Annotated in this window: 11 protein-coding genes; 1 reads left to right on the top strand and 10 read right to left on the bottom strand. The window is 41.5% G+C overall.

Going from position 1 to position 15,760, the window contains the following annotated elements:
• Positions 1 to 1,334: 1,334 nt before the first annotated feature.
• From ACFIJP_RS02555 to ACFIJP_RS02510, 10 genes are all read right to left on the bottom strand, one after another.
• Positions 1,335 to 2,339: a phage tail protein gene (locus ACFIJP_RS02555; RefSeq protein ID WP_375625393.1), complete on the bottom strand. Its 1,005-nt coding sequence runs from the start codon at positions 2,337 to 2,339 to the stop codon at positions 1,335 to 1,337.
• On the bottom strand, positions 2,336 to 3,475 hold the full coding sequence (locus tag ACFIJP_RS02550) for a tail fiber domain-containing protein (protein WP_375625392.1): 1,140 nt from the start codon (positions 3,473 to 3,475) through the stop codon (positions 2,336 to 2,338). The genes ACFIJP_RS02555 and ACFIJP_RS02550 overlap by 4 nt, the downstream gene beginning before the upstream one ends.
• A complete protein-coding gene (locus ACFIJP_RS02545) occupies positions 3,472 to 3,954 on the bottom strand; it encodes a hypothetical protein (RefSeq protein ID WP_375625391.1) in 483 nt (160 codons plus the stop codon). Before ACFIJP_RS02545 ends, ACFIJP_RS02550 begins: the two co-directional genes overlap by 4 nt.
• Before the next feature lie 264 nt (positions 3,955 to 4,218).
• A complete protein-coding gene (locus tag ACFIJP_RS02540) occupies positions 4,219 to 5,682 on the bottom strand; it encodes a hypothetical protein (protein WP_375625390.1) in 1,464 nt (487 codons plus the stop codon).
• A 500-nt stretch (positions 5,683 to 6,182) separates the two neighbouring features.
• The gene (locus ACFIJP_RS02535) at positions 6,183 to 6,878 is read right to left on the bottom strand and encodes a hypothetical protein (RefSeq protein WP_375625389.1); all 696 of its coding nucleotides are present in this window, start codon (positions 6,876 to 6,878) and stop codon (positions 6,183 to 6,185) included.
• An 83-nt stretch (positions 6,879 to 6,961) separates the two neighbouring features.
• The gene (locus ACFIJP_RS02530; RefSeq protein ID WP_375625388.1) at positions 6,962 to 8,080 is read right to left on the bottom strand and encodes a N4-gp56 family major capsid protein; all 1,119 of its coding nucleotides are present in this window, start codon (positions 8,078 to 8,080) and stop codon (positions 6,962 to 6,964) included.
• 241 nt (positions 8,081 to 8,321) lie between these two features.
• Complete coding sequence (locus ACFIJP_RS02525) at positions 8,322 to 9,095, bottom strand: hypothetical protein (RefSeq protein WP_375625387.1); 774 nt, start codon at positions 9,093 to 9,095, stop codon at positions 8,322 to 8,324.
• Between the two features lie 352 nt (positions 9,096 to 9,447).
• Positions 9,448 to 11,289 carry a portal protein gene (locus ACFIJP_RS02520; protein WP_375625386.1) on the bottom strand — a complete coding sequence of 614 codons (1,842 nt, stop codon included), beginning with the start codon at positions 11,287 to 11,289 and terminating at the stop codon, positions 9,448 to 9,450.
• Complete coding sequence (locus ACFIJP_RS02515) at positions 11,289 to 12,650, bottom strand: PBSX family phage terminase large subunit (protein ID WP_375625385.1); 1,362 nt, start codon at positions 12,648 to 12,650, stop codon at positions 11,289 to 11,291. The genes ACFIJP_RS02520 and ACFIJP_RS02515 overlap by 1 nt, the downstream gene beginning before the upstream one ends.
• 765 nt (positions 12,651 to 13,415) lie before the next feature.
• Positions 13,416 to 13,757, bottom strand: coding sequence for a hypothetical protein (locus ACFIJP_RS02510; protein WP_375625412.1), 342 nt, complete (start codon positions 13,755 to 13,757; stop codon positions 13,416 to 13,418).
• A gap of 1,146 nt (positions 13,758 to 14,903) precedes the next feature.
• Between ACFIJP_RS02510 and ACFIJP_RS02505 the strand changes: the two genes are divergently transcribed.
• A complete protein-coding gene (locus tag ACFIJP_RS02505; protein WP_375625384.1) occupies positions 14,904 to 15,272 on the top strand; it encodes a helix-turn-helix domain-containing protein in 369 nt (122 codons plus the stop codon).
• Positions 15,273 to 15,760: the final 488 nt, after the last annotated feature.

Raw genomic sequence — 15,760 nt, 5'->3', positions numbered from 1 at the left:
AGACAACCTCAGACAACCTCAGACAACCTCAGACAACCTCAGACAACCTCAGACAACCTCAGACAACCTCAGACAACTATGTGAAAGGCTTTTGAAAAAATTTCTTCATCGAAAATTTTTACAAGGTATTTTTTAGATTATATTCTGTTTTCCACCTGAAATGATAATTTTATCACCTGAAACCAAGAAAAATGCATGATCACCTTGATGCTTTGTTGGCTTTCCCCAAAAGGACAAAGCCCGCTCCACCGGTCTTCAAACAATGCCAATCGATAAACAACAGTCTGTAAACAATCTGGCTTCTTATCTAACGGATTTGACTTAGCTTTCCCCTTCAAATACACCCTTGTAATGCATCCTTGTCTAGAGTTATTCTACAAAAAACACTGCTTTAAGAATACCACAAACAAAAAACATCCCATGCATAAAATTTTAACCGCACCTCAAACAATAGTATTTTACGACACAACAGGATAAACTATTGTCTTACAGATTTTCTCGTATCACTCTCATTCTGTTTCAAGAAGTTGCCTGATAAGCACAAAATGCCATCTAAGAGAGTTCAATGCCTCACCATGTAACGCATCGCCAATCTGCTCTAGCCAACAAAGCGCCCATTTTGAAAGAATAAACGCTTTTTACATACACTCCCAAAAGAAGGAGAGAACCATTTTGCCTTTCCTCACTTTAAATAGACATATCCGTTGACCTCTTCCCACCACCTCAAAGGACGAAGATTTTAGCCCCTATCGGTTTGTAAACAATTCAACTACTCTGAAAGGATTCCGTCTGCTAATCATTTATATGATTCATTGGCATAAGGTTTAACCAAGCAAGCCCTCCACTGAATAGATGTCTCTTCAATACTTAAATGGATCAAGTATTGTATATCTTATTTTCCTTATATCACCAGCTTCAATAATAGTGTTTTAATGACGATGTTTTACGGCATAACAAGATAAAATTTTATCCATGGGCTTTTTGTCATCGCCCACCAGCACCTTAAACCCAGCGCTTTAATAATGTATCACGATACCACAAGAGAGAAGCATTTTGGATAAAGTCTTTATTCCTCAGCAAAAACTCTATGAATAAAGAAAGTTTTTTTGTTCTCTTTTACCCCTACCTTCAATAATCACTGTCTTAATCCTCTAAAGAACAATAGGCAAACTGACCGTTACACATCCAACAAAGGCAGCACAAAAAATAAAATAATAAAGAGAGTTGAGTTTTTTCTAAAGCGCCTCAAAACTTTCTGCACAATATATTCTATAAGACTTTTTCTCATAACAGATATTTTGCAATCATTTTTATCTTTCTCAAAGCTTTCATTCTCAGGCTTTGACAGCATAAATCACCGCCATATTGACAGGGCGTGTTTCATCACCCCCTGTTTTTTGCAACAAGACCTTATGTTCATGCTCTCCTGCAGCCTTCGTTAACCGATCTTTATTGTAGACTTGAGCCAGACTTCTATTATATTCACCGTGATTCATATCCCAAACTACCTTGTCAATCATTGGATAACTATGCTGGTGTTTGCCTGTTGAATCTGTTTTTCCTTCATGGGTATGAGATTTAAAAGACTCTTCTTGTCGACTTCCCAAGCGACGTCCTTTATCAATTGCTTTTCCACTATCGAGCCCCCGTAAAAACATTCCACGAAAATCGGGAACATTGAATGTTGTTCTCCCGTCTCCTTTTCCCCATGTTTCTCCCAGAACAGCAAAGAGATTGGCATAGCTCCTTCGCGAATATTCTTTACCATCACACAGTAACCATCCAGAGGGTATTTTTTCTGTAGCAAAAGTCCCGATAAATCCAGAAGAAAACGTTTCCGGTAAAGGAGGAAAGGGCGGAATTTCAGGAAGTTTTATAGTAGGATTGGTTAAAAACCAGCCATCAGCATTTTTTCCGGCAATATCACGCGTATAGACGATCTCATAAAGCCCCCCTTTTTGAATTTCTCCGCCCTTTAAAGGCATAATACCCTCTGGCGTTGCCATATAAGTTGGTCGTGGAAGTAATTGATTTAAAGAAACATTTGTTATTCCTCTGTTGGCGCCTTGTGCTTTGAAGCGCACAACAATGCCATCCATATAAGTCTCAAAAAAAGACTTTGTCGCCAAACGAAGTGATGTCCTCTCGTTCTTCACATCAACAGTAAACTGTGTTTCAATCCCGCCCCCATTATCCAACAAATATTCTTTGATGCGTTGCATCATAGCGCGAGCACTATCATTAACTGTGCTTGGAGGTTGCCCTTCTGCCCAGTTTATACTCTCGTCGGCATAAGCATTTTCTGATGCGATAATTGACCAATCATAAATCGAACTCATAGAAGATACTCTTTATTCAAAAAGGGAAAACGAGCAAAAAATGAAGAAAAGAAAGCCGCAATTTTATTTTTAGATGCCGGTATTTTCTCCTCTTTCATTTTCTCCATTTTCAGTCCTATTTTGTCATAATCAACATGCAATAATTTTGTTTTTGCATTGACATAAACAGCTTCCGGCTTCACACGCAACACGTCTTGCGCCATAACGCCCTGATAACGTTGTGGATTTCCTTTATAATTAAAGGTATAAAGTGGATATCCCTTTTTCTGCCCCACAGAGATAATATTTTCTTTTGCCCTCACATCACAAAGCCCTAAAATTCCGCCGACCAATCCAAGCACTTGCTGCGCATCACGCAATGGATCTTTTGTCACAGAAGGCATTGTCGTGGATTTTCCGGAAGTCGTTCCGTAATTTCCAGCAGCCTGAGTCCCGACCTGTAACAAGCTTTGCAATCGGTTCCAATCTTGATTATCTTTTTCTGACCATTTTTGGCGTTCAGCATCTAAGATATTTTGACGATTTACATCTTGAATCATGCCCCCTTTCAAAGCATTGCTTTGCACGTTACTCTGCCCTTGATAATAGCTATTTGCCGCATTAACCTGATCATTCTGAGAGCGATCAATCATCTGGTTTGCATTCATCATATTGTTAATATCTTGATTATATTGCTGCGCTGCAGCATTTGTTGCCAAGGCGCCTAGCTCATCGGCCAGCACACCGGTATGAGCCCCAGAGCCATAACGTCCTGCCCCAGACATTGATTGATTAATTGCATCGGAAGTTTTATTCAGAGCATTTTGCAATGCAGTATTAAATTTACTATTGCTTCCAATCCAGCTTCCCTTAGCCATACCGGAAAGATTTGTAGCGCTGTTGGTTGGTGCATTCAACCATTGCGTTACCGTTGGATTGTTATAGAGCCCTGCTGCTTGTTGTAAACCGGTCAGAGCATTTTTTGTCATATCGCTAAGACCAGCGACTCTGTCTCCCTGATAAACGTTTCCGCCAATCCCTTTATTATAAAGTCCAAGTGCATCAGCACTGGCTTGTTTTAAAATATCAGCCGCCCAAGCAGGTGGAGCATTTGTTTGTGTTGTTGTCTGCACTTGAGGTGTGGTTTTTCTACTCATGACTTGAGAACCTTTCTATATTGAATAAGATTACGAGAATATCCGTGATGAGCGAGCTTTTTCGCCCATCCAGTTCTTCCAAACATGTGCATTTCTTCAGCATTAATTGTTCGCGCCCATTTTTCGACTTCATCAATCAACTTGACCAATTTCAGCCCTCCCTCTCCAGCAAGATCAGAGAGAACGACGCATTTTTTCCCCGTATGGGCACTTTCAACTTTGGTTATTGCAAAAGCACTAAATTGGATTTTATTTTTTAAGACCAGCCACAATTGTGCTTGTCCTGTAGCGATTTCTTCAGCAATTTTTTCCAGACAAACATCATCAGGAAAGCGCCGAGCATATTTTCTCAATGCAGCATTGAGAGCCTCTTGATAGGGCGCTATTTTTTCCCATGGCCACTGCTCTGTCAAATGAGCAGAATATAAATCTTGACTCTCTTGCATCATAACTTTGGCTCTTTTAGCTTTATCACTCATCTCCCCTTAAAGAACATCCCCCTACGCATTTCTCATGTTCCATGCCCCCCGCACAATAAAAGAAAAAAAGCCCCATCATCTCTTTGTCACAACAAAAAGGAAACTTCTTCTTTATAAAAATAAGCCATTGTGCAGACTATTTTTCCTTTATCGCAGAAAAGCATGAAGCATGAAGCATGACGCACCACCTTGTTCCTTTGTTTATAAAGGCTTTGGTCTATGAGCATTTATTCTTTAATAATTTTAATAATAGAGGCTTTGGGCCTATCGCATACCGGCTTGCGTCAATTCCACATCAAATCCGGTGACATGAGTCCAATTCACCCCTTCAGGAATGCGCAATTTAAAGCGATAAAACCGTGCCCTTGCGCGACAATGAATTTGTCCCGTATTATAAGAGGGCTGTTTTTCTGGCAACCAAACAGTTTCCTCTTCAAGAGATTGTCGAAAGCGCATTCCCACAGACAAATAAAACTTTCCACTATTGACTTGAGGCATAATATTTTTCACCCGTGTTATCATGCCATTTGTCTGCCCCATTTCTTGTGATGTCACCACACAAGCCATAGGAGAACCAGAAAACGAACCAAGTCTGCCCTGTTGATCAAATGCCCCCAGAATAGGCGATTCATTTTTCCAAACTTTACTATCGAGAGAAAAGGACAAATTATCAATATTCTCTGTTACAAAATCAAGACCTTCTAGGGTTGTTCCGGCTAAGAAAATAGGCAATATCATTTTGATATCGACGAGAGCTTTTGTCCATTTTTGCAATCCCCAATCATAAATGAGCAAGATACGTTTATGAAGATTCTCATCAGAATCAACCATCCAATAAACACGATTATACACCCCATCGATAGCCGCAGACATGGTATACAAATTATCCTGCCTTGATTTTGCGGTCATCGTTCGATCGACTTTTTCGAACCCAATGGGGATAATCTGTCCATCATTTGTTATTTGATAAAAACCGCCCTCATCGGCAAAGAATGCTAAATCACCGCGACAAACAATTGATTCAGCATTTTTTGCGCCTCTTTTATCGTGTATTTTTTGGAAACTAAAAATAATCTTAGAGCCAGGGATAAAAGAACCGGCATAGATTGCAGAACGCATAAAGATAATTGGATTTGTTGTCTCCGTTGCCCCTTGAACAAATCCGCCATCAGGAAAATCTTGATAATCGCAACTTTTTTTCCCCACGGTCCAAAATTCAGCATCATTTAATCCAGACCAATGAACCCGTCTTGGATGCTCGGTTAATTTCATCAAACAAACGAAATCTCCCCAGATTCGAACAATCCCTGCTTGTGGTGGATTTCCTCCTAAATTTCTAAATCTTTTATCATGATTAATATCAATCACTTGTGGTTTATCATTGGCATTCACCGCAATGATAAAATCACCAAACAAAGCAAAAGACCACGGAGCATCGATATTAGCCAGATAAGATTTTCCTTTTTGGCTAATATCTTTCCAGTTCATTGTTGTATTATCAAGCAAGAAGATTTTTTCTCTTGTCCCAACAATAATGGAAACCCCATTTTTTGTTTTAACCGCAAGAGCGCCTAAAATTGGCTCAGGACAAGGCTCTGATAAAGGTTCAAAACTTGGCATAGGGATATAGGAGCCATCAGCCGGTAGCACATTAACAAGTTCATCGGTAAAAATTCCATTGATATCCGCCACATCGGGTCGATAATCAGCGATTGGGAAAAAAGCCATCAAGACCCCCATAAAATCTTTGAAGAGCCTAGTGCCATTCAAAACACCGAGGCTTATTGATAAAAAACCACAAAAGCCCTTAAAACTCTAAAGGCATAAAATTCAACAAAATACACAACCTTAAGTTGACCAACGCATCGAAAAAAAGATACCATAAATAATGGCATACCCAGCGCCATCCACCAGCGCCCGACCAAAATCAACCGCCCGCAATCACCCCAACAACTGGGAAAAAGCCTTTAAACTCTCCATAAATCTTTGAAGAGCCTAGTACCATTCAAAACACCAAAGCTTACTGATTGAAACCACTAAAGCCCTTAAAACTCTAAAGGCATAAAATCCAACAAAACACACAACCTTAAGTTGACCAACGCATCGAAAGAACGATACCATAAATAATGGCATACCCAGCGCCATCCACCAGCCCTTCACCATCAATCCCCAGCGCTCATCCAACCATAAGGGACAAACCAGCCATCAACGATTTGGAACAAAGCCTTTTAAAAACGCATTGGGCGAATCTTTGAAGAACCTTTTTGGCGCGATGTTTCAATACGCAAAGCTTGAAGCTGTTCTTGAAAATCTCTGAAAGAAACGGCGGCATATTCAGGATCTTTAAGAATATTTTTATAAAGTTCATATTTTGCCCGTGCTTTAATAAGATCAAAAGCATAAATCAACCAAGGATTATCATCCTCTTTTAGTTGTTCATCGGCAAAATGAACAGGAGCATAAGAAAGCTGTACAGTTTCCACATGTTCTGGTGTTGGAAAGAGTCCTATTTTTTGATCAAGGCACGTATAAAAGAATGGCGTTCCTAGCGCAGGATTCATACCATATTGTTGATGCAACACTTCCAAGGGCTTAAAGAACAACTTTGTTGGTGTTGCATTCTTTGTTGCTAAAAAGACGCCCTCCAAACTCTTTTCTGATTCAATAAAAACTCCCTCTTCTTGCCCATACCATGTTTTACCACTTTGTGTTTTAAACGTCCTTTCTCTTTTTTCATTAAAGAAAAAGGGTTCGCGTTCACACAAACGCAAAGCCGTAAAAATTGAATCTTGAATTTGCAGAGAATATTCCGCTGTTGTATCATCAATTTCATCTTGAATAAGGGCGACCATATAAGCAAAAGTTTTAGAATGGTCTGAATGTGTAAGGTTTAGATTTTGGGGATCAGTGGATAAAGTGGTCATAAGCCTGTCCTTGTTTCTGGAAGCATTTTAAATTTTTCCCCCAACAGATCCCTCTTGTTGGGGGAAGTGAGCAAACATTCGCTTTAAGCGGGTGCTCCATAAGTTGGGATGACGATAGTGCCAAAATCCTGAGCCCCTTGCGTACTTCCTGGCAAGGTAAAGCAAGTTTTTTTCATACCAATAATGGTTTTTGCCGCGACCCCGAATTCTCTTTCATAGTCGAAGAGTTCTTCCACCAATTTATAGCGTGTTGCTCCTCGATCTTTACCAAAAGCAATCACAGCACTCTGCGCACCAAGGAGAACAGCACGACGCACATTTGGTACAGCTTTATTTGCCGTCCCAGATTCGACCCCTTCGGTAATATGTTCAGCTTCGCGTAAAACCACACCATTATACATGCCCAAAGATCCATCATAGAGCGGATTTTTGATACGACTTCCACTATAGATTGCCTTGGTAATATCGAGCCATTGCCCCGCATCTGTGTTGGTTCGCAATTGTGTCACTTGGGTTGGATGAAGATAAAGCACATAGACATTTTCCCCATCGATCCGCACGGGTCTAATTTTAGGATTTGCCAATTTAGCCCGTTCAACAGCTTTATCAATGAGCTTAAGATCAAAAACATCGTTTGATTTTAAATCTTCATCTTTTGTTTTTCCATTAGGGCGCACGACGCGTTTATCGGTTGGTGCCGTTGGTGCATTAAACCCATAATGGACAGGTTTAAGATTAATCGTACGTCCCTCAAAGTTAATAGCTTTTGCAGTATATCCACACACTTGAATGAAGAACATCATACTCAGACGATCTGCATACCAATCAACCAAACCATTTTTTGCCTCAGTACGCAAATCATGGAGAATTCGTTGTTGATCAATCGTTCCCTCATTTTTGACACGCACAGCATGAACGAGTTCATTAATTGCCAAACGATCATTGAGAAACTGTAAAGCTTCTTCATTGCCTTCCAATGTCTGCCCTTCGCTCACCCCATCGCCTAGCAACTGCACACGCAAATTAAAGCTAATAGCATCCCCACTTGCTTTCGTGGTTTCATCTTTTAATTGTACGATACTGTTTGAATCATTTCCAATCAGCGGTGCAATCGGAAGTGCTTTTGAGACTTCTTGGTTTAGTAATTTAGACCATGTGCGCACTGCCATTGGGTCATTAAGTCCGATATAAGTTACAGTCATTTTGTCCTCTAAAAGTTTTATTGACATAAAAAACCCGGCAAAGCGCCGGTTGTTAAAACACCACATTTCATTTCAAATGGTGAATAGGTTGTTCGTGAGTTTTATCTAATTTCTGTTAGCGTCTGCCTCCCCCTTATAAGAGCTCTCCTCACCACATCCGTGCTTTGAGAAATCCCCCGTATTCCCTGCGCTAAAAGCCTCTCCACGTTCCCACAAAAAACACTTGCCACATTCTTGTTTTTTAAAATTCTCTTCCCCCCATTAAGCGATTAAAAGAAGCTTTATTTTTAGGATCAGAAACCCAAGCGCTAAACTCTGCTTCTGACATTTTATCAAGCATCTCCAAAGAAATCGGCCCATTTGGCGTCAAGCCGTTATAAGCAGCAAGTGTACGTGCAGAATTGTGTCTTTCCTGTAAATTTTCATCCATGTTATTGGGAACATTTGTGTAGCCAATTTTTTGTGCAATAGAGTAAATCACTTCAGCCGGATTTTGATTTTTTTGCGCACAATCGCGCAAGATCTGTTTCAACTCATCACCAATCAACGCATCAATATTTTTGGGATCGGCCATCTCAGGATAGAGAGAAGCACAAGCTGCCAACTGTTTAGCCCGCGTTTCATAAATAAAATCAGCGGCTTGATCAAAATCATGATGCTTTTGTTTAACACTTGCAACAGACTGCTGAAAAAACGCATGCAACTGTTCTGCTTCGCGAGCCAGAGAAGGTTGTTGTTTTTCATGTAAAAGCCCTTGTTTTTGGAGTGTTTTTCCCAACCATTGCATATAGCCCATAAAGTCTTTTTGCGGATCTGGCGGACCATCTTCTCCCCCTTGAACTTCTTTTCCAGCCTTTTGCGAAGAGTCCTGTTTTTGATGCATTTGCCCTTGGAAATTATCTTCAAGAGTTTTTTCTTCTCTTCCAATTTCACCGTCTTCTCCCTCTTGTGTTGAGAGTAGATAATCCTGTTTCAATTGGTTTTGTTCTGCTGGCGTTAAGTGTTCTTGATCCATGACATTAGCCTTCTCTTTTTTAAAACAATAAAATCAAATTTTTCAGATAAAACAGCCCCATAAGCATTTGTCCCCTTAATACTTACCCATCATCACTTAGGCTCCAGCATTCTCCTCACATGGCTCCCCCACCATGACAGCAAAACACCTCCCACCATATCCCCGCCGTGACAGCAAGACTCTATTAAAGATGTTTCCCAACACCAACACTACGGCTCAACACAACAGCTCTTCTGAGATAAAGAGAGGCGACATTGCACGACATAAGCAACATGGGTAAACTATGGACATTGTTTAGATAAGCAACTTCTGATAGATGAAATTCATCCAAGAGAGCACATCATAAAGCATCCTATTGTTGAGCCTTTACTGTCTGCAACATCTGCATTATCTGCTCTGTTCCCATATTACCCCCCATCTGCGCTGAGGCATTTTGCTCTTCTTGAAAAGAGTTTTGCGCCTTTATCGCAATTTTATGAATAAGTGAAGCCGGTAAAGGCGAATAGCGTAAGAGATCGAGCATAATTTCAGGCGTTGCAAAATTTTGCATCAAAGGAAGCAATTGCATGATCAGTGCAAAAGTACGCTCTTTTTCATTAAGACTTGTTGGCGCATCATCCACGACAATATCATATTCCAAACTTGTCACCATTTCGCGTGTCAGCGGCACATACTGGGCATTTTCATCACCAGCAATACGAACCAGCCGCCCATCGGACAGATAATTTTGAATAAGATAGAGAATAATTTTTCCCTGTCGTTGCCGATATCGACGCAACCCATCAAAAAAGGAAGCCAAAAGATTAAGTGACGATTGTCGCCGTTGTTGTTCAAGAACGCCAGGCTGATTGACAGCTCTTGTCCCAATAAATTCAGAAGACAACCCCGTCACCTGTTCAAGTGCGCTCTTTGCTTCATTAAACAATTGGAAAAACCCTTGCGGAAATTGTGCCACGGGTTTAGGCTGAATTCTTCCCCCAGACACAGCACCACTTTTCAACCAAGTAATACTATCAGCTCTAGCCCAACTCTCGACGGCTTGTCGATCATCATCAAAAGCATCGCGCTCTGCCATAATTCCGCCTTTTGATTGGCTATTGAGCAAATGCATCACTTGACTAAAATATTTGTTTGCCCACCGTTGTGGATCTTTTGTAGGGCGCACAAGTCCGTAAAAGTGCCGGCTTAACTTATCAAAAGTACCGGTAATACACTCCCATCCCAATTGATTGGGTGGAACCAAGGGCTTATCAGGCGCTTCAAGCAGCTTTCTGCCTAAAAATGCTCGTTTGACAATTTTTCTGTTCAACCTTGTTGCTTGAACATGCGGAAAGGTTTTACTTAAATTTTGGAAATCTTGCTCTGAATAATCGATAAACTTTCCACTTTGAGGCTCGAGAACTTTATAAATCACCTCGCGTTCAAACCAACGACATTCTACCAATGTCACCATTTTAGGACGTTGATAGGTCCCTCCCTCTTCCCACTCTCCCTGATATCCCCTCTCGGACTGATAACTTTGTGTCATCCCATTGCTGGTTGGGTGTAAAAAACTCTGATGTTTAACCCAATCAGCATTAAGATCACTCCAATGAACATTGGGAAACATTTCTTCAGCCATAGCAAGAGGTTTTTCATCAATATACCACAAGCGTTGTGCATCAATAAGATTAGGCTTAACAGCACTTGCATCCCACACCATTTTCATAGGGTCGAGCCGCGCAATGACTGGTTTTCCTTGTGGATCTTCTTCATAATCAAGGCGTGTATCTGTCCACCCCATTCCGCAAATAATTGCATCTTGAAAGGCATCGGAATCTTCGTATTCCCCATCGGCTTCATCACGAAACCACTCAGCCGCCCCTGTCAAAATCTGGTTTGCAAAGGCTGCTCCTTCTTGTCGTGGAATAAATTGAACTTGCCTTTTATTATTGCGCTCAGCCCCAATCACGGCATTAATTAAAGGCGCAATACGGTTAAAAGTCATAACCGGTCTGTTTTGTTCGTGCAAGACAGCCAAGTCTTGCTCATTCCATTGCCGTCCATTATAAAAATCGTAATCTTCTTGGGCATTTTTTCGCCATTTTTCGACATGGGCAATATCATCCTGATACCACCCCACGAGTTTTTTAAAAAGTGCTTGATTTTCAAGCGTTTCGATTTGATTAAAAGTAGAATCTGTAGAAATATTCATTAAAAAGCCATCCATGACGTTTGAGAATGGTGAAACGAGCGATAGGTATTTTTTCGCGCTCTAGCATGCGGCTGTTCATAAGCCACACACATCAGTCCAAAGGCATCGGCCCCATGGCTAGCCCAATCATGTTCAGCGCCTAGTCCGATATTGCGCTGTTCGTCGCGCTTTTCATGATACCAAGCAAGCGCTTTTCTACCCGCACATGTCGTTTCACGATTAAACCATAGTGCAGGAAACAATCGCCTTACGGCTTCGATACGCATTTTCACAGCGCCTGTTCCTTGATTAGGGATCACTTTAGTTTGAAAACCGGCTTGTTGAAGTGCACTTTCAAAACTCACATTATAAACACGATCTTTTGTTGCGCCATCATGAGGCAAAACCATGAGAGCCTTTTCATATCCCCTTTGAAAGACCCAGCCCACATGCTCTGAGAGAGGCTGTCCTTGGGCTTCATAATAATCGAGCACTCGAATTTCCCGTCCAACAAATTGCGCAACCCACAATGCGGTAGCATCAGCCTTTGCTCCTGTTCCCCCGATATCCCAAAAGATTCTCACCTGCATCAAAGGATCACGTGGAACGGTGGTAATCCGCCCTTCCATTTCGGCTTCGAGAAGACATTTCTGATAATAAGCCCCTTGGACAGCTTGAAGATATTCGCCTTCCCAAATATGGTTATACTGCTCTGGTCTTTGCTGCAAATCGTCCATTCGATCACGATTGAGTTTTTCAGGAAATTGCGGATTATCACGCCAATTAATTTCTGCCCCTTTGATATGAGGATTATCGACATTTCGGAAACGTTTTTCCACGGGTGCATTTTCATGGCACGGATTCCATGTGACCCATAATTCTGCATTCCAATCTTTTCCTTCTTCGCGCAAAGTTGGAATAAGTGTTTGCCAAGCAGTCTCAGTGACCGGCTCCGCTTCATCGACCCAACAAAGGAAAACGCGCCCCATTGATTTAATACTTGCGATATTGCGATCAAGCCCAGCAAACACATAGACAATCCGTCCATCTTTTGACTTAATATATTTATCGCCGATTTCATAATAGTCTTGTAAAAAAGGGTAAGATTCGATAGCGCGTTTAATTTCTTCCAAAGAACTTTCATTGAGAGAATTTTGAAATTGCCTTGCACAAAGAATAATCCCGCGTTCTCCAGCCATTCCATGGCGATATCCCACAACAGCCGACATCAAAGCAAAAGAACGTGTTTTTCCAGAACCCCGTCCTCCCCAAGCGGCTCGCACATCTGCTTTTCCAGTAAAAACAGGAATAAGCTTTGGAATAAGAGCCACTTGAGCCGTTTTCTGCTCCATTTTTTGAGAAATTTTCTGAACAATTTTCATTATAAATTTTCATACTTTAGCAATAATTGCGCTTCACCCTTTTGCTTATCCCAAGTTTAATTCTCCCAGAACAATTGAAAGAAAAGAGCAATTAAAGGAAAAGAGCAATTAAAGGAAAAGAGCAATTAAAGGAAAAGAGCAATTGAACGCAAAACGCCCTTCTCAAAAGCAGCGCTTTACCTTCCTTCATCCTAATACTCAATGAATTTCACTTTTTTGCATGAAGCCCCCCCCCTTCAACCCCTTTGAACCCCTTTGACCACTTTGGACCCCGCATATACACGATATGCGCCCCCAAGGGTCCTTAAATCACAAGGGTCCCTATCCCCCCCCCAAACCGCCCCTCAAACACCGCGCCTGTCATCCCCCAACCACAAGCACAGCATCCCCCCACCAAATCATAGCCTCAGCACATGGCTCTCAAGCATATCCAAAGCCCAACATCCTCCAATATCATGCCTCTCAAGCTTCCCCAATCCTCACACTTGTCTATCCCCGATACCCCCACCAAAACACATGCATCCCGCAAGCATAATACTTCTCTCAAGTTTCACGCCCTTCACCCATCAAAACACTGTCCCATATCCACCACACAAACATCCTGCACCAAATCTCCTCCAACACATGGCTCTCAGGCATCATTCACCCAAGCCAAGTATCACGAGCGCCTACAAGCAAGATAGCCTCCGCTTCAATCCCCTCAAGACAAGCAATCACCAAAGCAGCCCCCCTTGCAAGACATCACCCCGCATCATCCACCTCAGCCTAACATTTTTCAATATCACAAGCCTCCGTTGCTGAAAAATCACGCTTCTCCGGTTCACTATTTTTTGCATTCACTGGTACAATCTCGATACGCGAAACTGTTTTAACCTGCCCTTCTCCAGTCCCCTGAAGAGGCAACACTTTTGCAAGAAGCGAAAAAAACGGTACGGGATTGTTTAGAGCATGATATTGAAGATAAGACACCAGCCCATCTTCACCATAGTGATAGCCAGCCTGCTCCGCCGCAGTCAGAAGAGCTTCATTAAATCGCTTTGTTGTTTTATTCAAAGACCCTTTTTTCCGCCCTCTTCGACGTAAGGGAAGACAATGTTCATCTACCATCATCATGATCCTTCCAACTAAAGAGAAACCAAAACCTCAAACACAAAAAATGATATGAAAATCAGGAATGAAACCTCAAAAGCAACCAGCAATTTTAAAAAAATGGGACACATACTAAAAGGTAAAAAACACCCACAAAGCACAAATTCTCTGCTCCGTTTTTACGGATCTCCATTTTTACAGATCACCATTTTTACGCTTTTACATTATTACAGAACAAAGCCAAATGAAACTCCCAAACCACCACCCCGCTCCACTTTGTAAACACTGGTCTGTTAACAATCTGATTTCTCGTCTATCAGATTTCCCTGCTGATTATTTCATATGGCTATCCCACACTTTAAAGAATGGTGTTTCATCAAACACGCCAGATAAGCTCTGATCTACAATTCGACTTCAAAAAGCAAATTTTCCTCTGCTGAATAAAGCTTCCACCCCGCACCGGTTTTAAACTATCATCCAACCTCTTACCCAATAAATTCCCCTACTAACATCAGATTACCGCCCCCAAACATTCCTATTTTACAGTATAACAGACTAAAAAATATTTTAATTTTCTTGCCAATCTTCTGAAACTACTTTATTGATAGTTCTGTGTTTTTGATCGTCCACGCAACGGTCAAATAGGGATTTGAAAGCCCGAACGCTCAGTACATAAATTTATCCCGCTTTGCGGATATCCCGGAATTCCGGGAGCTTTTGCTATGTCCAAGTGCTTGTCAGCACTAAAAGCAAAAGGCTGGCTGAGCTCAGTGCTTTCAAACTCCCGGAATACTCATGCGAGGGCGCTCGCCCCCAGCGGGGGGCTTGAAGTGCCAACTAAAAATCCAGATTTCGCACTTTTTTAAAAAGTACCCAATCTTATAGTCTTTGAAATTATTTTGATTTTTCTTGCCAATCTTCTGAAATTGCCTTATGAATTGATCTGTGTTTTTGATCGTCCACGCAACGGTCAAATAGGGAGTTGAAGACCCGAAAACTCGTACATGAATTTATCCCGCTTTGCGGGTATCCCGGAGTTCCGGGAGTTTTTGCTATGTCCAAGTGCTTGTCAGCACTAAAAGCAAAAAAGCTGATTCGAGTTCAGTATTTTCAACCTCCCGGAATACCAATGCGAGGGCGCTCGCAACCGGAGGGGGGCTTGAAGTGCCAACTAAAAATTCACATTTCAACGACATTTCAATAGGTAAAAGAATCCGTTATAGACGTATTTCAATGGGGCTTTCTCAAAAAGAGTTAGGAAGCCATTTAGGTATCAGTTTCCAACAAATCCAAAAATATGAAAAAGGTTTAAATCGTGTAAGCGCGGGGTGTTTGCTCGAAATTGCTAAAAAACTAGAGGTTCCTATGAACTTTTTTTATGCGGACCTTTTAACAGCAGATATTCCCACAAAAGAAACTCTCTTACACCACGATCAAGACACATACAGCGAAAAAGAACACGCCCTTTTGAAAAACTTTAGAGAGCTCCAGCCGAAAAAACAAAAAGCAATCTTGTGGTTGATTTCTGATTAGACAAAAGCACACCCATCAACATCCCTCGCCAATATATCCAACATCCTTAAAATATAAGCTTCAGATCACGACACCTCAAAGAAGACAATTTTATCAGACAAGACAGATAGGCCCTGCCCTAAAATATTCCCTCACACACCTTTCTCCAGTCAACGCGATTTATACCCCTCTTCATCCCAACTTTCCCCACTCCATTCACAAATGCGTCCCCTAGTTCTCCGACCACATTCCATGTCAAGACAAAAGCATACAACGCATAAATCCTTCACTTCACTTTTACAGATTCACGTTTTTACGCTTTTCCATCTTTACAGAAAGCAGCCAAACGAAATTTCCAAACCAGCCCACCACTCAATAAACAAGAGTCTGTTAACAATCCCACTTTTTATCGAGCACATTGCATTTGGGCAACCACCTCTCACCACCCCTCAAAGAATGCTGTTTCACCAGACACGGACAGATAACCCCTACCCTCCAATATCCAGACA

Source organism: Bartonella sp. MU37NMGALS (assembly GCF_042194015.1).
Taxonomy (GTDB): domain Bacteria; phylum Pseudomonadota; class Alphaproteobacteria; order Rhizobiales; family Rhizobiaceae; genus Bartonella; species Bartonella grahamii.
Note: the sequence above shows the minus strand (reverse complement) of the source record. Positions and strands in the feature narration are given on the sequence as shown.